This window comes from Streptomyces sp. NBC_00873 (assembly GCF_045207415.1).
GTDB lineage: Bacteria > Actinomycetota > Actinomycetes > Streptomycetales > Streptomycetaceae > Streptomyces.
In genome coordinates this window covers 7,664,408-7,682,646 of record NZ_CP108803.1, presented here as the reverse complement: position 1 = coordinate 7,682,646, position 18,239 = coordinate 7,664,408, and the positions used below count along the sequence as shown (strand labels likewise).

The window sequence follows — 18,239 nt, the reverse complement described above, 5'->3', positions numbered from 1 at the left end:
ACGAGTATCAATGTCAGTGGTGGGTTCTACGGTTTTTGCATGACCCGATCCGTACAGGCCCTGGCCTACTCCCGCCCTTCCGTTCTCGAGTCCTCCCAGGCCGGACAGTTGCTCGGCCTGGAGACCGCGGGCGGTCTGACGCCGCGGGGAGCAGAGCCCCACCCCCGGTTCTTCGCCGGCTTTCTCGCCTCGCCGCGGATCGCCGCCCGCGGGCTGCTGGCCGTGGCGGACGTGGCGTCAGCGCGCTATTACCAGCGGACCCTGCCCTCCTCCCTCGACCCGGTGGTGACGGGGAACGGCGACCGGCTGCGCTTCGAGTCGTTCTCCGGCTGCTGCGGGGTGTATGCGCCCCTCGATGTGCTGCAGGACGGTCTGGACGGCGCGGAGACAGGGCACGGCACGACGAATGTGGATGTCAACAACCCGCTGCGGGAGGCGCTTTCGCGGATAGAGGGAGACGATCCGCTGCATCTCCGGGTCGGTCCTGAGGAGATGGCGGTCACCACGTCGGCCGGTCCGGTGGTGGAGAAGAAGGTGCCGCTGCCGGACCGTTGGCTGCGCGGGTTCGCCGAGGCCCAGGTGGTCTCCGCCGGTTTCGATCTGCGGGCGGAGCTGTCCGCGCCGGATGCGGTCCGGTTCCTGCGCGCGCTGCCGCGCTCGTCGGGAAACGCGTCGCGCGGCGCTCAGTGGGTCGTCCCCGCCGGGAAGAACCTGCGGCCGACCACTCGGCCGGTGGCCGGCGCAGTGTGCCTGCCCGGGCCCGAGCGGCTGGTGACGCTCCAGCGGGTGCTGCGTCACGCGACGGCGTTGCGGGTGTACGGGCCCGTGGCCGACGGCGCCGCGGCCGCGAGCGCCTGGGAGGTCGTGCTGCCGGGAATGCGTCTCACGCTGACGCTGTCGCCCGACGCCTCGCGCGGCTTCTCCGGTGAGGGCGGCGTGCTCGAAGCGCTGGCCACCGACGATGCGGCGGCCGACGCCGAGCTGGTGTCCGTACTGCTCGCCTGGGAGCCGCGGATCGAACCGGCGGACCTCGCCGAGCAGTCGGGGCTTTCGGTGGAGCGGGTACGGGCCGCCCTCACCCGGCTGGGCACAGCGGGCCGGGTGGGGTACGACCTCGCGGACGCGGCGTACTTCCACCGTGAGCTGCCGTACGACGCCGACCGGGCCGAGCGGCACAATCCGCGTCTGGTCGCCGCCCGTCACCTGGCCGGCTCGGGCGCGGTCGCGCTGGACGGGGAGCTGGCTGCCGTCGCCTCGGGGGACCACCGCTACCAGGTGAGGGAGAAGGACGGAGTGCTTAGCTGTACCTGCCAGTGGTGGGCGGACTACCGGGGGCGGCGGGGCCCTTGCAAGCACGCTCTCGCCGTCCGGATGGTCCGCCGGGACGCGCCGGTTGCCGGGGGTGTGCGATGAAGGAACTGCTCACTGCCGTACGTGAGGGACGCAAGGAAGACGTCCCCGGACTGCTCCTGCCGCTGGAGCGGGCGGAACGCCGTTCTGCGCTGGCGGAGTTGAAGGCGCTGCGCAAGGAGTCGTGGAGCTGGGAATGGCGCGAACGGGACAAGGTCCAGAAGGCCCTGCTGATCGCCGGAGCGGGTTGTCACTCCGGAGCTGCCGGCTGCGCCACCTGGATCGGTGGCCGGGAGTTGCGCGACTGGACCCGCTCCCCGTACCCGCTGGTCCTCGACGTGCTCGCGGACCGTGATCCTGCCTGGCTCGGCGACCTCGCCCACCGGCTGGCCGCGCGGCCCACCGCCACCCGGATCGACTACGAGTTCGTCTCCGAACTGGTGAAGAGGGCACAGTGCCCCGTGCCCGCCACGGAGGGTTTCGTCGTCGGCTGGGCGGAGAGGGTCTCCACCCCGCAGTGGCAGCGGAAAGGCGCGCGGCCGCTGATCGACATACTGCGTGCGGATCCGCATCTCGCAGTGATGGCGCCGCGGCTCTTCGAGACGACGGAGCTGCCCCCGCAGGTCATCTGGTACGGCGATCAGGACCCCAAGTCCGCGGACAACTGGCCCTCGGCGCTGGCCACTTCGGTGGAGGAGGGGCTGCTGGAGCGGTCCGTGCTCGTCAACTGCTGCGTGACCCGGTTGCTCCGTGGCGGAAAGCCCGGCGATCTGCGGTTCTTCCTGGCCGTGCTGCGCCGGCTCGCGCTGACGGAGCAGGAGGAGGCCGAGCGGGTCGCCGACTGGATCGGGATGGCTGCGGACGGCATCTCGACCGTCGCGGGCCATGCTCAGGATGTGCTGGCCCGGCTGGACGAGCGCGGTGGTCTGACCGTGCGGGAGCTGGCGGACGTTTCGGGTTCGGTGCTGTTCCGGACGGAGAAGAAGCTGGTCCGGGCCCAGCTCGTGCTGCTCGGCAAGGCGCTGCGCCGCGACGCTTCGGCGGCCGAAGAACTGCTGCCGGTCGTCGCCGAGGCATTCGGTCACGAGGACATCGGCATCCAGGAGCGGGCGCTGAAGCTGGTGGCGCGGTACGCACCCCCTGTCGGCGACCCCTTGCGCGAGGAACTCGCCATGTCCGCGGAGCTGTTGGGGCCGGTGCGCCACGCAGCGGCGGCAGAGGTGTTCGGGGATCTGCTGGACGCCCGGCCACCGGCCGAGCCGTACGAGGAGATACTGCCGCCGGTTCCCGCTCCGCGTCGGCTCGAACCTGCGCCGGAGACGACCACCGAGCTCGTCGAGGAGGTGGTGGCACTGGTGCGATCCGGATCACGGGAGCCGGCCGCCTTCGAGCGGGCCCTGGACGGACTGGTCCGCCATGCCCACACGGACCGTCCGGCGCTGGCGGATGCGCTGCGCGACGCGCTGGCGGATCGGTGGTGGCTCGACGACACATCGTCCCACGTCGAGCGGACGCTCAGCTTGGACACGGGCATCGAACTCGTCGTGGCCGTACTGCTCGAGCGGGTCTCGGTGCGAGCCGTTCACGACGGGCGTGCCGGCTGGACCGAGGCCGGCACCTGTGTCCATGCCGCGCTCGACGGAGTCCTCCGGGCGCGGCTGTGGGAGGCCGCCTACTCGGTACTGATCGGCAGGTCGCCGTTCCTGCTGGCCACTCCGACATGGCACACCGGCTCGCTGGACCCGGCGGTGCTGGTCGAGCGGCTGCGTACGTATCAGCAGCTCGGGGTCGAACCCGGGGAAGCCGATTTCGCCCAGGCGCTGCTGCGCGTGCGGCGCAGCGGTCGGCGCGAGGCAGCGGAGGCGGCGGAGGCGGCGGCCGCCCTGCTCGGCACCGCGCAGGGTGACCGGCTGGCTGCCTGGCTCGACGCGGACGAACCGGTCGCACCTGTGCGCCAGCACCATCTGGAGAACGAACAGGCTCCTGCGCGCACCTGGTTGCAGCGATCTCCTGCCGGGACGCGACGCGTCCTGTTGGCCACCGCGGAAAGTCCGGTCATCGAGCAGGAGTTCCCGCGTTCCTTCCACTGGCTGGGCCGCCCGCACTTCCCGGACGGGCGCCTGTGCTACCACTGGGGCGAGGAGCCCGGCTCCTGGCTCGCCACCCTGCCCGAGGACGGCGAGACGATGGCCGCCTGGATGCTGCCCGCCGTCGCCACCTGCGCGACCGAGGAGCTACGGGGTGCGGCCTGGCCGCTGCCCCTGCTCGTCGAGCTCGGCGGCCCGGCCGCCGGGGCCATCCATCTGGCCGTGGCGTACGGGCTCGGCGCCCGCCATCCGGAGGACAGGTTGTCGGCGGTCGACGCCCTGCTGGTGCTCGCGGCCCAGGGCAGGCTCGACGCGGCGCTGCTCGGCCGGGAGCTGGCGATTCTGGTCGACCGTGAGCTGGTGAAACCCAGCCGTGTGGCGGAGTCCGCCCGTACGGCTTCCGCCACCGGCGCATACCGTACGGTGCTCACCGTGCTGGCCGCCGCGCTGCCCGCTCTGCTGGCGTACGAGCAGGCCCCGCGCGGGCTGAGCGACCTGCTGTCCGTGGCCGCCGAATGCACGGAACGCTGCGGTGCGGTGGCGGCCGAGCCGATACCCGGGCTGGCGGCTCTGGTCGCGCGCGGCGGCTCGTCGCAGCTGGTACGTCATGCGGCACGGCTGCAGGCGGCCCGGGAAAAGGGATCGGACACGACGGCCGACGACATCGTGCCGTAACCCGCAGCGACGGGTCATGCCCCACCGTGCCCCGTCCCGTCCCGCCTTCGAAGCGCCCAGGCCCGCCGCAAACCCCGCAGCGGCCGCAGCCATCCACGACAGCAACCGGTAGAAACGGGTGATAGAGGACTAGATCCACACTTAACCCATCAGACACAAGGCGTTCGTGATCAGGCAACACCGCTCCGTCACAGTGAGCTCATGACTGATGTGACATCCGCGAAGAGTACCCGCCGCCCGCACCACTGGCGACGGGACCTGATCGAGCTGGCCGCCCTGTTCACCGCCGTCGCGGTGGCCGACGCGATCGCCAACATGATCGGGCACCAGCCCGATGGACCGTATCTGCTGATCGCCTCGGCCCTGACCCTCGTGGCGACGGCCGCGTTCCACGCCTGGTGGGCACGGCGGCACAGTCACGCCCCGCCGCCAACCGGCGTCGACCACAGCGTGGACCTGTCCCACCACGCGGCCACCGACAACGCGGCGGCCATCGCTGCCGCCGAACTCGTGACCACGCCCACCGCCGCCGGTCCGGCCCCGTCCGACGAGGACACGGTGCTGTGGCGGATGCGCACCACGGTCCGGGACACCCCCGGCAGCCTCGCCGCGCTCTGCGTCGCGCTCGCCCGGCACCGGATCGACATCCTCACTCTGCAGACGCATCCGCTGGCACAGGGCACGGTCGACGAGTTCCTGCTGCGCGCCCCCGCCTCGCTCCAGGTCCGACCGCTGAGCCGGGCGATCTCCGCCGCGGGAGGCAGCTCCACCTGGATCGAGCGGGCCGACGCGCACGACCTGGTGGACGCCCCGACCCGGATCCTGGAACTCGCCACCCGCACCGCCCTGGACGCCGCTGAACTCCCGCTCGCCCTGCGCCAGTTGCTTGGGCGCTGCACCATCCACTCGCTGCCCGCAGTCTCGATCACCGGCCGTGCGACCGGCGAGAGCGCACCGGTCGAAGGGATGCTCGAGGAGACAGTGATGAGACTGCGCGACCCGTCCGGCGGTGCGATCACCATCGAGCGGCCCTATCTGCCGTTCACCCCGACCGAGTTCGCCCGGGCCCGCACCCTGGTCGAGCTCGACGCCCGGCTCGGCCCCCGCGTCCCGCGCAGCGAGCACGTGCTCATGCTCCCCGAGGGCAACGAAATCACCGTCCGTCGCGCGGACCGGAGCGACCTGGCCGCCGCCCGCGCCATGCACAGCCGCTGCTCCGAGCAGACGCTGCGGCTGCGCTACCACGGTCCCGTCCGCGACGCCGACCGCTACCTGGACCACCTGCTGAGCCCCAGGTTCGGCCGCACCCTGGCCGTCCAGACGGCCTCCGGCCGCCTGGTCGCCCTGGGACACCTCCTCTGGGACGGTGACGAGACCGAGGTGGCCCTCCTCGTCGAGGACGACTGGCAGCGCCGGGGCATCGGCTCGGAGCTCCTCGGCCGCCTGGTGACGCTCGCCGTCGAGGCCGGCTGCGACAGCGTCTACGCCGTCACCCAGGCGTCCAACACCGGCATGGTCGCCGCCATGCGAGCCCTCGAACTTCCCCTCGACTACCAGATCGAGGAGGGCACGCTCGTCATCACCGCCCGGCTGGACGCGACTCCGGTACGCTCCCTGCCGCCGTACGAGCAGGCGAGTCGCTGAGCGCCTGACAGAGGTCGGCCCACAGGTCCTCGACGTCCTCCAGGCCGACCGACATACGCAGCAGCCGGTCCCCGACACCGGAAGCCTGCCGGTCTCCCTCATCCACAATGCGGTGGCTGATGGAGGCCGGATGCTGGATCAGGGTGTCCACACTGCCGAGACTCACCGCGGGAGTGATGAGCCGTACGGCGGAGATCACCCGGTGCGGATCCCCGTACACCTCGAAGGAGACCATCGCCCCGCCCACCGCCGGGTAGTGGACCCTGGCGATGCGCGGGTCGGCGGCCAGCCGACGGGACAGTTCGGCGGCGCTCGCGGAAGCGGCACGTACCCGTACCGGCAGGGTGGACAGACCCCGCAGCAGCAGATATCCGGCCATCGGATGCAGTACCCCGCCGGTGGCGAAGCGCACCTGTCGCAGCCGGGCCGCGAACTCCTCGTCGCAGGCGACGACGCCGCCCATCACATCGCCGTGCCCGCCCAGGTACTTGGTGGCGCTGTGCAGCACGATCCGTGCGCCGTGCTCGACGGGCCGCTGGAGGACCGGGGTGGCAAAGGTGTTGTCGACGAGCAGCGGAACCGACCCGCAGGAGTGCGCGAGCGCCCGGATGTCGACCTCGGCGAGCGTCGGGTTGGCCGGTGTCTCGACCACGACCAGACCGGTGTCCGGACGGATCGCCTCCGCGATGCCCGCCGGATCGGTCCAGGTGACCTCGGTGCCCAGCAGCCCGGCACCGAGAAGATGGTCACTGCAGCCGTACAGCGGGCGGACGGCGATCACATGGCGCAGTCCCATGCTCGCGCGGGCCAGCAGAACCGCGGTGAGCGCCGCCATTCCGCTGGCGAACGACACAGCGCTCTCGGTCCCTTCGAGCCGGGCCAGAGCCGTTTCGAACCGTGCCGTGGTCGGGTTGTCGAGCCGGGCGTAGACGGGCGGCCCGTCGAGCCGGGCGCCGGTGGTGGCGAAGGTGTCGATCCGTTCCGCCTCTCCCCTGGAGTCGTACGAGGGGTAGGTGGTGGACAGATCGATCGGCGGGGCGTGCAGGCCGAGTGCAGCGAGGTCGTCGCGTCCGGCGTGCACGGCTTCGGTGGCCAGCGCCCTGGACCGGGGTGTCGTCGAGGGCCGCATCGAGGCTTCGGTGTCCATGACACCACTCTGAACAGGTGCCGGGCCGTGGCGTCGAAGCACCGTGCTACGTTCGGCGAATGGCCGATTCCGTCGTTCTGGACCCGGTGGACCTGCACATTCTGCGGCTGCTGCAGAACGATGCCCGGACCACGTACCGCGAGCTCGCCGCCGAGGTCGGGGTCGCACCGTCGACCTGTCTGGACCGGGTGGCCCGGCTGCGCCGCTCAGGCGTGATTCTCGGCCACCGGCTGCGTCTCGACCCGACCAGGATCGGCCGTGGTCTGGAGGCGCTGCTCTCGGTGCAGGTCCGCCCGCACCGCAGGGAGCTCATCGGCCCGTTCGTCGAGCGGATCAGGGCGTTGCCGGAGTCCCGCGCGCTCTTCCATCTGACCGGCCCCGACGACTATCTGGTCCACGTGGCCGTTGCCGACACCGCGGATCTGCAGCGGCTGGTGCTCGACGAGTTCACCTCGCGGCGCGAAGTGGCCCGGGTGGAGACGCGGCTGATATTCCAGCAGTGGGAGTGCGGGCCGCTGTTGCCGCCGGCCGCCACGGCGCCCGGAAGGACCGCAGAATCCTAATGACCGGTTCCGGCCACCTCGGTCGGTGATCCGCGTCCACCACGTCGAACCGGAATGGACTGTGTCAAGTCCCTGAGATCTATTGATAGTGACGCGGGCCCCCAGGCCGTACGAAGATGTCCACATGCCAGACACTTCGAACAGCGCGCTGCCCCGCCAGGTCGCCGACGCCTACGTCGACGCATTCATCGAACTCGACCCGATCTCAGGCACCTACCTCGGTGTGGCGGAAAGCTCCCGCCGTCTTCCCGACTTCTCCCCCGCTGGGCAGGAAGCCCTTGCCGAACTCGCCCGCGCCACCCTGGTGAAGCTCGACGCCGCCGAGCAGCTCCCGGGCGCGGACAGCGACGCAGAGCGCCGCTGCGGCCGCCTGCTGCGCGAGCGGTTGACCGCGGAGATCGCTGTCCATGAGGCCGATGAAAGCCTGCGAGCCGTCTCCAACCTGCACTCACCGGCGCACAGCGTCCGCGTGGCGCTGACGGTGACGCCGACCGAGACCGATGAGGACTGGGCGGCGGTCGTGGAGCGGCTGCTCGCGGTTCCCGGAGCCCTGGAGGGGTACCGCGCCTCGCTCGCGCTCGGCCTGGAACGGAAGCTGTACGGCGGTCCGCGCGCCACCGCCACCTTCATCGGCCAGCTGACCGAGTGGGTCGGGCAGGACGGAACAGGGTTCTACCAGGGCTTCGTCGCCGCGGGCCCGGACTCGCTGCGCGCGGATCTGGACGACGCCGCCCGGCAGGCCACGGAGGCCACGGAGGCGCTGCGTGACTGGATGCGCGATGTGTACGCCCCCGCGGTCGAGGGTGCGCCCGACACGGTGGGCCGCGAGCGGTACGCCCGCTGGTCGCGTTACTTCAACGGTACCGATCTGGATCTCGACGAGGCGTACGCGTACGGCTGGTCCGAGTATCACCGGCTGCTCGGCGAGATGAAGACCGAGGCCGAGAAGGTGCTGCCCGGGGCCGGCCCCTGGGAGGCGCTGGCCCATCTCGATGTGCATGGCAAGCACATCGAGGGTGTCGACGAGGTCCAGGCCTGGCTGCAGGGCCTGATGGACGAGGCGATCGAAGCCCTCGACGGCACACACTTCGAACTCGCCGAGCGGGTACGGAAGGTGGAGTCCCGGATCGCACCGCCCGGCGGCGCCGCGGGCCCGTACTACACGGGTCCGTCCGAGGACTTCTCGCGCCCCGGCCGCACCTGGCTGCCCACCATGGGCGAGACCCGCTTCCCGGTGTACGACCTGGTCTCCACCTGGTACCACGAGGGTGTCCCCGGCCACCACCTGCAGATCGCCCAGTGGGCCCATGTCGCCGACAGTCTCTCCCGCTACCAGGCGTCGATCGGCATCGTCAGCGCCAATGCCGAGGGTTGGGCGCTGTACGCGGAGCGGCTCATGGACGAGCTCGGCTTCCTGCCCGACCCGGAGCGCCGCCTCGGCTACCTGGACGCACAGATGATGCGTGCCTGCCGGGTGATCGTGGACATCGGCATGCACGCGGAGATGGAGATCCCGGCGGACTCCCCCTTCCACCCCGGTGAGCGGTGGACACCCGAGCTGGCGCAGGAGTTCTTCGGCAACCACAGCGGCCGGCCGGCGGACTTCGTGGAGAGCGAGCTGACCCGCTACCTGTCCATGCCGGGGCAGGCCATCGGTTACAAACTGGGCGAGCGTGCCTGGCTGCTGGGCCGGGAGAACGCGCGCAAGGCGCACGGCGACGCGTTCGACGCGAAGGCCTGGCACATGGCCGCGCTGTCGCAGGGGCCGCTGGGTCTGGACGATCTGGTCGACGAGCTGTCGAAGCTCTGATCCGGACGGTTTTCGCCACGAAGGCGGTCGGGCCCGGTTCGGTACGGTGGGCCCGGCCGCTTCCCCTCTACCGGAAGAGAGCGGCGCAACGATCACGACAAGGTTCCTGTTCTGCTCCGACCCGCTGCGTTCCACGCGCCCCGACGCACGGTTCGCCGGGGAAGCCGAAGCGGTACGGGAGTGCGGCGGCCGGGTCACGCTGCTGGACCACGACGCGCTGCTCGCCGGGGACGTCGGGGCTGCGCTCGCCCGGGTGGAGCGCGGCTCCGGACCGTACTGGTACCGGTCCCGGTCGCAGCGCCTGACGCCGCGCTCGACGTCGATGTCCCGCCCGGTGGTCGGCCCTCCTGCGGTATCCGCCCGGCTTGTCAGACGGGTTTCCGGCGCGCCACGCGGGCACGACGGTCCCGCCGCGTTCGCCGTTCAGCAGCCGCAGTCGTCGGAGTCGACCGGCGCGGTGAGCGCGTCCGCGGTGCGCCGCTCGCATCCCTCCCAGGTCTCGAACTCGAAGCCCTCACGCACCCAGTACTCGAAACCGCCGAGCATCTCCTTGACCCGGTAGCCGAGTTCGGCGAGTGCCAGCGCGGCGCGGGTGGCGCCGTTGCAGCCGGGGCCCCAGCAGTACGTGACCACGGGGACGGCCGGGTCGAGGAGATCCCGGGCCTGCTCGGCGATGAGCGCGGTGGGCAGGTGAATCGCACCGGGGACGTGCCCCTGGTCCCAGGAGGCGGTGGACCGGGAGTCGAGGACGACGAAGCCGGGGTCACCGTCGGCCGCGAGAGCGGCGGCGACATCGGAGACGTCTGCGTGGAAGGCGAGCGAGGCGCCGAAGTACGCGGCGGCCGCGGCCGGTGCGGTCGGCGGAACGCGGAGGACGGCGTTGGCTGCGGAGGCGGTGAGCTGTGAAGTCATGACCAAAAATCTACGACCAGTGACCCTTTGCCGGAAGACGAGATCCCCGGCACGACTCTTGATCCGCCGGGGATTTCCCTGTTGTCTCTCGGATATGACCGACTATTCCCCGGACGCCACCGACTGGCGCCTCCTCGATGTCCTGCAGCTCGAGGGACGGGCGACCTTCGCCGAGCTGGCCCGCGCCGTCGCGATGTCCCCGAGCGCGGTGACGGAGCGGGTGCGCCGCCTCGAGGAGGCGGGAATCATCAGTGGGTACGCCGCCGTGGTGGACCCGGAGGCGCTCGGACTGCCGATTCTCGCCCTCGTACGGCTGCGCTACCCGAACGGCAACTACAAGCCGTTCCACGATCTTCTCGACGCGACGCCCGAGATCGTGGAAGCCCACCATGTCACCGGCGACGACTGCTTCGTCCTCAAGGTGACCGCTCGCTCGATGAGCCACCTGGAGGAGGTCGCGGGGAAGATCGGCACGCTCGGTTCCGTCACTACCAGCGTCGTCTACTCCTCGCCCCTCCCCCGGCGGCCGGTCAGCCGCTGACCCCGCCGGCCGCGCGGTGGAACACCGCCGACCCGTGCCGCTCCTTGACCACTTCGAGCTGGGCGGGGATCCGGCGGCGCAGATCGCCGACGTGGCTGACGATGCCGACGCTGCGGTCCCGCTCGCGCAGCGAGTCCAGTACGTCGAGGACCTCGTCCAGGGTCTGGTCGTCGAGGCTGCCGAACCCCTCGTCGATGAAGAGTGTGTCCAGCCGGACCCCTCCCGCCTCGTCGGTGACGACGTCGGCGAGACCGAGCGCCAGAGCCAGGGAGGCGAAGAACGTCTCGCCGCCCGAGAGCGTCGCCGTGTCGCGCTCACGGCCGGTCCAGGCGTCGACGACATGCAGCCCGAGGCCGGACCGGCGGCCTCCGGTGCGGGCGTCGGAGTGGACGAGCGTGTAGCGGCCCGACGACATCCGCTGCAGCCGTGCAGTGGCGGCGGCGGCGACCTGTTCGAGCCGGGCGGCAAGAACGTACGACTCCAGCCGCATCTTCCGTTCGTTGTCCGCGGAGGTGCCTGCGGTGAGCCCGGCCAGCCGGGCCACCCGGTCGTACTCGTCGCGCAGCGGTCCCAGCGTGCGCACGTCCTGCGCCGCGCGGCGGGACAGCCGGCCGAGTTCGGCGCAGCGCTCCCGGGCGGCGGCGAGCGTGGCGGCGGCGTTCCGCAGTCGCCCCTCGGCCGCGTCGTACGCGGCCTGTGCGGCGTCGGGGTCGGCCTCCGGGTGCTCGGCGGCGGCGCGGGTCTCGGGCTCGGCGAGCCGTTCGGCGACGGCTGCGGCCTCGGCCTGCCAGCCATCGATCCGGTGCTGGATGTCGCGGTGCTCGGCGTCCGTGAGCAGGGTGGCAGCGGCAGCCTCAGGAGTGTCGAACCCGGCCCGGAACGCGGCGTCCGCGAGCCGGCCGTCGGCCTCCTTGCTGCGCCGCGCCGCCAGCTCCTCGGCGCGCACCGCCTCGGCGGCGTCGGCGAGCAGGGCCACCCGGCGTTCCAACAGGGCAGCGTGCGCGGCGACACTGCCGGATTCGCCGCGAGCGGCCGTCAACTCGGCTTCCAGGCCCGCCTGTTCCCGATCGAGCCCTTCCCGCCGCGAGATCCGGCCGGCGGAGCGGCGCTCGGCCTGCTGCCGCGCTTCGCGCCTCTCGGTCTGCTCCCGTTCGGCGACCGCGAGGGCCTCGCGCGCGGCGTGCATTCCGGCGGCGGAACGGTGCGCATGGGCGTGATCGGCAGCCAACTCGGCTACCAGCGCCTCAAGTTCGACAACCGCGGGTTCAGCAGCATGGGGCCCGTCATCGGCAGTCCCGGCGGCTCCGCGATCAGAGGCATCATCGGCAGCGGCCCCCACCACGGGCAGCGCCGCAGCACGCGCCGCCGCGTGCTTCTCCCGTACGACTCCGAGCTCCCGATCCGCCTCGGTACGCGCCTGCTCGGCCCGCCGGTACACGGCGAGAGCCGCCTCCTCGGCTGCCCGGTCGACATGCCCGTCCGCTGCCCGCGCGGGCTCCGGGTGGTCGCCCGACCCGCAGACCTTGCAGGCCTCGCCGTCGACGAGTTCCGCCGCGAGCTCGGCGGCGATGTCGCGCAGCCGCTGCTCGCGCAGCCCAAGCCACCTCTCGTGTGCACCCAGGGCGCGCTCGCGGGCCGCGGCCAGCCGGTCGGCCGCATCCGTCGCCTCGGCCGCGAGCGCGTCGCGGAGACGGGCCGCGTCCAGGCGGCGGCGGGCCGGCTCAAGCCGCCCCGCAAGATGTTCCGCGCGGGTCGCGGACTCCTGTGCCGTCTCGATGCGTTCCTGGAGCTCGCGGCGAGTGGACTCCCAGCCCGCCAGCCAGCCTTCCGCTTCCTGGATCAGTTCGTCGTCGGCGCCGGCCTGGCGTTCCAGTTCGGCCCGCTCGGTGTCGATCTCCGCGCTGCGCCGCTCGGCACGACGCGCGGCGTCGAGACCGCCGAGCTCCTGTCGGAGCCTGCGTTCCAGGGTTGCCAACTGCTCCGCACCGGCGTCGACAAGGGTGTCGGGCAGCTGGGCGCGGGCGCGCTCACGGGCTGCTCGGGCAGTCCGGTAGGCGCGCTCGGCGTCGTCGCGCAACTCCAGTGCGGGGGCGACGAGTTCAGCCTTGCGCGCGCGTTCGAGCCGCTCGCGCTGCCGGTCCCGCTCGGGGCGGCGGGCTTCGAGCTCGCAGGCGCGGCGGCGCGTCTCCCCGTACCGCTGCTGGAGTCTGGCGAGTTCGCGTGCGGTGTCGAGTTCGCGGCGGGCGAGGGCCTGCCCGCTCTCGGCGGCGGAGAGTACGGACTCGGCGATGTCGAGCCGTTCCCGGGCGTTACTGCGGGCCACTGCAGCCCACTCCAGTACGCCGTCCGCGAGTCCCGGATCGCCGGGCCGGGCGTCCGGCAGGGGCAGTTCACCGGCAGCAGGTCCGGCGGCCTGGGCGATCCGCTGGGCGATCCCGAGGATCTGCTCGTCCCCGGCCTTGACCTGCGTCTCGGTGGTGCGGCGCAGTTCGGTGAGCCGTTCCTCGACGGCCGCGAAGCGGCGGGTGTCGAAGAGTCTGCCGAGCAGTTTGCCGCGGGCTTCGGCATCGGCGCGCAGGAAGCGTGCGAAGTCGCCCTGCGGCAGCAGCACCACCTGGCAGAACTGGTCCCGGCTCATCCCGACGAGCTGGGTGATCTCCTCGCCGATCTCCTGGTGCGAGCGGCTGAGCGCCCGCCAGCCGTGCTCGGGGTCGTACTCGCGCAGCCAGCTCTGCGCCTTCTCGGTGGTGAAGCCCTCGCCCTTCTTCTTGGGGCGGGGCTGGGCCGGGCGCCGGGTGATCTCCAGGTGCCGTCCGCCGACGGTCAGTTCCAGCCGGATCTCGGTGGGGAGGCCGGCCGGGGCGTGATCGCTGCGCAGTGAGGTGCCGGGGCTCTGGCGGGCTCCGGGCACCGCGCCGTACAGCCCGTAGCAGACGGCGTCGAGGACGGAGGTCTTCCCCGCTCCGGTGGGTCCGTGCAGCAGAAAGAGTCCGGCGGCGGAGAGCGCGTCGAAGTCGACTTCCTGGGTGGCGCCGAACGGGCCGAAGGCGGTGAGGGTGAGCCGGTGGAGTCTCAACGGTTCACCTCTCGTACGCCGTCGTCCACCCGTACGTGGTCGAAGGCGCCGCGCAGCACCGTGCGCTCCTGGTCGTCCGCCCCGTTCCCGCCCCGGACATGCGCCACGAAGTCCTCCGCGATCTGCTGGTCGTCGCGCCCCCTGAGGCGCTGTGCGTACGAGGCGAGCGGGTCCTCGGGGGCCCGCTCGGGTTCGAAGACGAGGCTCAGGGTGTGCGGAAACCTGTCCAGGAGGCGGGCCATCGGCTCGTCCGGACGGACCGGGTCGGTGAGGGTCGCCTCCACCCATGCCTCCTCGTGCCGGGCCAGCGCGGGGTCTTCGAGCAGGGTGTCCAGGCGGCCGCGGAGGCGGGCGAGCGGGCGGGGCACCGGGCAGTCGATCCGCTCGGCGGTGATCGTTCCGGTGGCTCCGAGGTCGATCAGCCACATGGTCTTGCGGTGGGCGACCTCGGAGAAGGAGTACGCGAGGGGTGAGCCGGAGTAGCGCACCCGGTCGGTGACGGCCTGGGAGCCGTGCAGATGACCGAGCGCCGTGTAGTCGACGCCGTCGAAGACTCCGGCGGGTACGGCGGCCACACCGCCGATGGTGATGTCGCGCTCGCTGTCGCTGGGTTCGCCGCCCGCGACGAAGGCGTGGGCGAGGACCACGGAGCGGGTGGATTCCGGCCGGGTGGCGAGGTCGGCGCGGACCCGGTCCATGGCGGCGGTCAGCACCGCTTCGTGTCCGGCCCGCTCCGCCTTGAACACGTCCTTGACGAGGGCCGGTTCGAGGTAGGGCAGCCCGTAGAACGCCACATCGCCGTGCTCGTCGTGCAGAACGACGGGGGTGGCACACTCCGCCGGGTCGGTACGCAGATGTATACCGGCCCGTCCGATCAGTCCTGCGCCGACGCCGAGCCTGCGGGCCGAGTCGTGGTTCCCGGAGATCATCACCGTGGGTACGCCCGCGGCGGCGAGCCGGTGCAGGGCCCGGTCGAAGAGCTCGACGGCGGACAGCGGGGGCACGGCTCTGTCGTAGACATCACCCGCGACGACGACGGCATCGACCTCGCGCTCACGGACGGTCGCCACCAGATGATCGAGGTAGGCGGCCTGTGCCTCCAGCAGCGAGACCCGGTGGAACGACCGCCCCAGGTGCCAGTCCGATGTGTGCAGAATCCTCAAGACCCGGCTCCGACCTGCATGTTTCTCTTCCTTCGCACCCAGCGTCCGCGCCTGCCGTGCCCGGGAGCCGCACCGGACCGGCGCGGGAGCGCACGGTCGGCACCGACCACGCTGACGCCGCTGCGCCCCTGATCCCTCACGAACCCGCTTCCTCACAGCCCACAGTCTCCCATCGCCACGCGCCGCCTCCGACGTGTTCAGCCAAGAAGACCGATCCGCGTTCCGATGCCGAGCCGTTCCGCCTGCCGGTATGCGGCCCAGGCGACGGCGAGATCCTGCCAGGGAAGCCCGACGGGGGCGTACACGGATCGCTCCGAACCAGTGGTACGCCCGGGATGCTCGCCGCGCAGCCCGTCCCCGAGGGTGGCGTGGGCGACATCGGCCGGAAGCTCCGCCGCGGCGAGAGCCCCATGGCCGCGGCCTGCTCGCGGTCGTCCACGACGAGCAGGGGCGTAGCCGAGCAGATCCGCGGCGAGCTCCTGCTGTCCACAGCCTGCGGCTCGGCTCTCATGCGAAGGTCCCCTCGGGAGGTCGGATGCGCCCTGCAGCCCGACAATGATCAACTGACCGAGAGGCTGAGGGACGCGGCCCGCTCTCCCCCCACCGAATTCCGGTTCCGCTGCCCGGCCGTGCCACCCTGCCGGGGGCGTTCAGGTGTCCCCGTACGCCTCGCCGCCCAGCTCCAGCAGCGCCTCACCCGCCGTCGTGTCGGCCAGCCAGCGCCGGAAGTCCTCGACATCCGCGTCCGGCAGCCCGATCTCGATGATCACCGCTTCCTCGTACCGCACCTCCCGCACGGCCCGCCCGGTGGCGCGCAGGTCGTTCTGGAGCCTGCCCGCCCGCTGGTGGTCGACGGTGACCGTGGCGAGCCGGAACCGCTGCCGGGTGATCGTGCCGAGCTCGTCGAGCGCCTCGCCGACCGCTCCTCCGTACGCGCGGATGAGCCCTCCGGCGCCGAGCTTCACCCCGCCGTAGTAGCGGGTGACGACGGCGGCGACGTACCGCATCTCCCGGCGCATCAGCATCTGCAGCATGGGCACGCCCGCGGTGCCACCAGGCTCCCCGTCGTCACTGGCCTTCTGTACGGAGGCGTCGGCGCCGATCACGTACGCGAAGCAGTTGTGGGTGGCGGTCGGGTGTTCCCTGCGGATGCGTGCGATGAAGTCCTGCGCCTCCTGCTCGGTGGCGGCGGGGGCGAGCGCGCAGATGAAGCGCGATCGGTTGATCTCGGTCTCGTGCACGCCCGCTCGCGCGACTGTCCGGTACTGCTCCTGCATCCGGCCACTCTATGCGCAGCAGCGGGAATGGCCCGCGGCCGCAGTCCGTTGTCCGGATCATGTACGCAGACGCCGCAGAGGCCGAGACAGAGACGATCCGCAGGATTCTCCGGGACGCGGGCGACACCTGGGCCGTGGTCGGACTGTCCGACAACGAGTCGCGCGCGGCCTACCGCGTCGCCGCGGTCCTCCAGCAATTCGGCAAGCGCGTGGTCCCGGTGCATCCCAAGGCGGAACGGGTGCACGGCGAGAAGGGATACGCGTCGCTGGCCGACATCCCGTTCCCGGTCGATGTCGTGGACGTCTTCGTCAACAGTGAACTGGCGGGCGCCGTCGCGGACGGGGCCGTCACGATCGGCGCGAAGGCGGTCTGGTTCCAGCTCGGCGTGATCGACGACGCAGCGTACGAACGCACCCGGGCGGCCGGACTCGACATGGTGATGGACCACTGCCCGGCGATCGAAATATCCCTTCTGGACCGATAAGCGACATGCCACTCCTCGGCCGAATGTGCGGGGTATCACACATGGCGCTCCGCTGGGAGAATGCACCCTTGTGAGTGTCCCCAGTGCGCCGAGTGCCGTGAACGTCGCCCACCGCCGAAGCCGGCTGGCCGGTCAGCTGTCCCGGCTCGGCGCGGAGCGGAGTGCAGTCCTCCTGGTGCATGCGTCGATGCGGGCGGTGGGAGCGGTCAGCGGCGGGGCCGGTGCCGTGATCGGTGCGCTGCGGGACGCGCTCGGCGAGGACGGCACCCTGATCGTCCCGTCGTTCACACCGGAGAACTCCGACACCTCCCCCCAGTACCGCAACCGGGTCCGCGGCCTCACCGACCACGCCCGGGAGGCCGTCCGCGCGAGCATGCCGCCGTTCGATCCCGCCACCACGGCCGCACCCTCGATGGGCCGGCTCGCGGAGGCCGTACGGCTGACCCCGGGGGCGGCACGCAGCAGCCACCCGCAGACCTCGTTCGCCGCCCTCGGTCCCCTCGCCGACAAGCTGGTCGCACACCACCGCCCCGACTGTCACCTCGGGGAGGACTCACCGCTGGCCTGCCTCTACGACGTACGGGCTCAAGTGCTGCTGCTGGGCACCGGTTTCGACTCCTGCACCGCGTTCCACCTCGGCGAGTACCGCGTACCCACCCCGCCGCGCCGCACCTACCGCTGCGTGGTGACGACCCGGGGCAGACGCCACTGGTGGGAGTACGAGGACGTGGCACTGGACGACAGCGACTTCGCCGCGCTCGGGGCGGAGTTCGCCCGCACGAACAACGGCGCGGCGGTACGCACCGGCCCGGTGGGCTCGGCGACCGCCCGGCTCTTCGACTTCACCGACGCGGTCGACTTCGCGACCCGCCGGCTTCCGTCACTGCGGGGAACCCAGCCGTAACCCGGCGGCCGGTCCTCGGCTTGCGCCCTCTGCCAGACCCGCCTCACACCTCGACGCCGAGCCCCTCGACAAGCACCGCGTTCGGCAGCGAGGCCAGAGCCCTGCCCGGGACGATCAGCTTGCCCCGGCGGCTCCCGCTGCCGATCAGTACCCATTCCTGGTCGACCACCGCGGGATCGAGCAGCAGGGGCCACTCGTCCGGGAGCCCGATCGGGGTGATGCCCCCGTACTCCATGCCGGTCTCGCCGACTGCCGTGTCCATGGGGGCGAAGGAGGCCTTGCGGGCGCCGAGGTGCTTGCGGACCGCCCCGTTCACGTCGACGCGGGTGCGCGAGAGGACGACGCAAGCAGCCAGGGTGACGTCGCCACCGCGCTTGCCCGCCACCACGACGCAGTTGGCCGAGCTGTCGAGCAGCTCGGCACCGTGATGCTCGACGAAGGCCGCCGTGTCCGCGATCGCCGGGTCCGTGTCGACGTGGAGGATCCGCTCGGCGGGGACGTCGCCCCACCCCTCGCTCACCGCCTTGGCGACCGGTGGGGTGAGGAGGCCGAGGCGGTCGACGGCGGGGCCGGCGTTCTCGAAGGAGCCGATGGGTGCGCGCATG

Annotated in this window: 15 protein-coding genes and 1 pseudogene; 9 read left to right on the top strand and 7 right to left on the bottom strand. The window is 71.8% G+C overall.

Features of this window, described 5'->3' with window-relative positions; all coding sequences use genetic code 11:
* Window positions 1-39: 39 nt before the first annotated feature.
* From OH809_RS35505 to OH809_RS35495, 3 genes are all read left to right on the top strand, one after another.
* Window positions 40-1,413, top strand: a complete 1,374-nt coding sequence (locus OH809_RS35505) for an SWIM zinc finger family protein (protein ID WP_406516046.1) — start codon at window positions 40-42, stop codon at window positions 1,411-1,413.
* Complete coding sequence (locus OH809_RS35500) at window positions 1,410-4,112, top strand: DUF6493 family protein (RefSeq protein ID WP_406516045.1); 2,703 nt, start codon at window positions 1,410-1,412, stop codon at window positions 4,110-4,112. The genes OH809_RS35505 and OH809_RS35500 overlap by 4 nt, the downstream gene beginning before the upstream one ends.
* A gap of 210 nt (window positions 4,113-4,322) precedes the next feature.
* On the top strand, window positions 4,323-5,756 hold the full coding sequence (locus OH809_RS35495) for a GNAT family N-acetyltransferase (RefSeq protein ID WP_406516307.1): 1,434 nt from the start codon (window positions 4,323-4,325) through the stop codon (window positions 5,754-5,756).
* Here OH809_RS35495 and OH809_RS35490 read toward each other — a convergent pair.
* On the bottom strand, window positions 5,692-6,903 hold the full coding sequence (locus OH809_RS35490; RefSeq protein ID WP_406417384.1) for a trans-sulfuration enzyme family protein: 1,212 nt from the start codon (window positions 6,901-6,903) through the stop codon (window positions 5,692-5,694). The genes OH809_RS35495 and OH809_RS35490 overlap by 65 nt on opposite strands.
* Window positions 6,904-6,962: 59 nt before the next feature.
* Between OH809_RS35490 and OH809_RS35485 the strand changes: the two genes are divergently transcribed.
* From OH809_RS35485 to OH809_RS35475, 3 genes and pseudogenes are all read left to right on the top strand, one after another.
* Window positions 6,963-7,466 (top strand): Lrp/AsnC family transcriptional regulator, encoded by a 504-nt coding sequence (locus OH809_RS35485; protein WP_406516044.1) that lies wholly within the window; start codon window positions 6,963-6,965, stop codon window positions 7,464-7,466.
* Between the two features lie 124 nt (window positions 7,467-7,590).
* Window positions 7,591-9,276 carry a DUF885 domain-containing protein gene (locus OH809_RS35480; protein WP_406516043.1) on the top strand — a complete coding sequence of 562 codons (1,686 nt, stop codon included), beginning with the start codon at window positions 7,591-7,593 and terminating at the stop codon, window positions 9,274-9,276.
* Between the two features lie 91 nt (window positions 9,277-9,367).
* Window positions 9,368-9,562: pseudogene (locus OH809_RS35475) on the top strand (hypothetical protein); the annotation flags it as partial.
* A 137-nt stretch (window positions 9,563-9,699) separates the two neighbouring features.
* Here the strand turns inward: OH809_RS35475 and OH809_RS35470 are convergent.
* Window positions 9,700-10,188: a rhodanese-like domain-containing protein gene (locus tag OH809_RS35470; RefSeq protein WP_406516042.1), complete on the bottom strand. Its 489-nt coding sequence runs from the start codon at window positions 10,186-10,188 to the stop codon at window positions 9,700-9,702.
* A gap of 94 nt (window positions 10,189-10,282) precedes the next feature.
* On the opposite strand from OH809_RS35470, the gene OH809_RS35465 reads away from it, so the two are divergent.
* Window positions 10,283-10,729, top strand: coding sequence for an Lrp/AsnC family transcriptional regulator (locus tag OH809_RS35465; RefSeq protein WP_406417391.1), 447 nt, complete (start codon window positions 10,283-10,285; stop codon window positions 10,727-10,729).
* On the opposite strand, the gene OH809_RS35460 is transcribed toward OH809_RS35465, so the two are convergent.
* The 4 genes from OH809_RS35460 to OH809_RS35445 all read right to left on the bottom strand — a co-directional run bounded on the left by OH809_RS35460 (window position 10,719) and on the right by OH809_RS35445 (window position 16,245).
* Window positions 10,719-13,805: an AAA family ATPase gene (locus tag OH809_RS35460; protein ID WP_406516041.1), complete on the bottom strand. Its 3,087-nt coding sequence runs from the start codon at window positions 13,803-13,805 to the stop codon at window positions 10,719-10,721. The two genes, OH809_RS35465 and OH809_RS35460, sit on opposite strands and share 11 nt — an antisense overlap.
* Complete coding sequence (locus OH809_RS35455; RefSeq protein ID WP_406417395.1) at window positions 13,802-14,968, bottom strand: exonuclease SbcCD subunit D; 1,167 nt, start codon at window positions 14,966-14,968, stop codon at window positions 13,802-13,804. Before OH809_RS35455 ends, OH809_RS35460 begins: the two co-directional genes overlap by 4 nt.
* Window positions 14,969-15,165: 197 nt before the next feature.
* On the bottom strand, window positions 15,166-15,531 hold the full coding sequence (locus OH809_RS35450) for a hypothetical protein (RefSeq protein ID WP_406417396.1): 366 nt from the start codon (window positions 15,529-15,531) through the stop codon (window positions 15,166-15,168).
* Between the two features lie 87 nt (window positions 15,532-15,618).
* A complete protein-coding gene (locus OH809_RS35445) occupies window positions 15,619-16,245 on the bottom strand; it encodes a YigZ family protein (RefSeq protein ID WP_406417398.1) in 627 nt (208 codons plus the stop codon).
* 59 nt (window positions 16,246-16,304) lie between these two features.
* On the opposite strand from OH809_RS35445, the gene OH809_RS35440 reads away from it, so the two are divergent.
* Both OH809_RS35440 and OH809_RS35435 read left to right on the top strand, forming a co-directional pair.
* Complete coding sequence (locus OH809_RS35440; RefSeq protein WP_406417399.1) at window positions 16,305-16,730, top strand: CoA-binding protein; 426 nt, start codon at window positions 16,305-16,307, stop codon at window positions 16,728-16,730.
* Window positions 16,731-16,800: 70 nt separating this feature from the next.
* The gene (locus OH809_RS35435; protein WP_406516040.1) at window positions 16,801-17,634 is read left to right on the top strand and encodes an aminoglycoside N(3)-acetyltransferase; all 834 of its coding nucleotides are present in this window, start codon (window positions 16,801-16,803) and stop codon (window positions 17,632-17,634) included.
* 43 nt (window positions 17,635-17,677) lie between these two features.
* Here the strand turns inward: OH809_RS35435 and OH809_RS35430 are convergent, their stop codons facing one another.
* Window positions 17,678-18,238, bottom strand: coding sequence for a YbaK/EbsC family protein (locus tag OH809_RS35430; RefSeq protein WP_406516039.1), 561 nt, complete (start codon window positions 18,236-18,238; stop codon window positions 17,678-17,680).
* Between the last annotated feature and the right edge of the window lies 1 nt (window position 18,239).

Coding starts and splice junctions, on each gene's coding strand:
- OH809_RS35465 (WP_406417391.1), top strand. CDS start 10,283: ATGACCGACTATTCCCCGGACGCCACCGACTGGCGCCTCCTCGATGTC.
- OH809_RS35485 (WP_406516044.1), top strand. CDS start 6,963: ATGGCCGATTCCGTCGTTCTGGACCCGGTGGACCTGCACATTCTGCGG.
- OH809_RS35430 (WP_406516039.1), bottom strand. CDS start 18,238: ATGCGCGCACCCATCGGCTCCTTCGAGAACGCCGGCCCCGCCGTCGAC.
- OH809_RS35440 (WP_406417399.1), top strand. CDS start 16,305: ATGTACGCAGACGCCGCAGAGGCCGAGACAGAGACGATCCGCAGGATT.
- OH809_RS35480 (WP_406516043.1), top strand. CDS start 7,591: ATGCCAGACACTTCGAACAGCGCGCTGCCCCGCCAGGTCGCCGACGCC.
- OH809_RS35500 (WP_406516045.1), top strand. CDS start 1,410: ATGAAGGAACTGCTCACTGCCGTACGTGAGGGACGCAAGGAAGACGTC.
- OH809_RS35470 (WP_406516042.1), bottom strand. CDS start 10,188: ATGACTTCACAGCTCACCGCCTCCGCAGCCAACGCCGTCCTCCGCGTT.
- OH809_RS35445 (WP_406417398.1), bottom strand. CDS start 16,245: ATGCAGGAGCAGTACCGGACAGTCGCGCGAGCGGGCGTGCACGAGACC.
- OH809_RS35490 (WP_406417384.1), bottom strand. CDS start 6,903: ATGGACACCGAAGCCTCGATGCGGCCCTCGACGACACCCCGGTCCAGG.
- OH809_RS35505 (WP_406516046.1), top strand. CDS start 40: ATGACCCGATCCGTACAGGCCCTGGCCTACTCCCGCCCTTCCGTTCTC.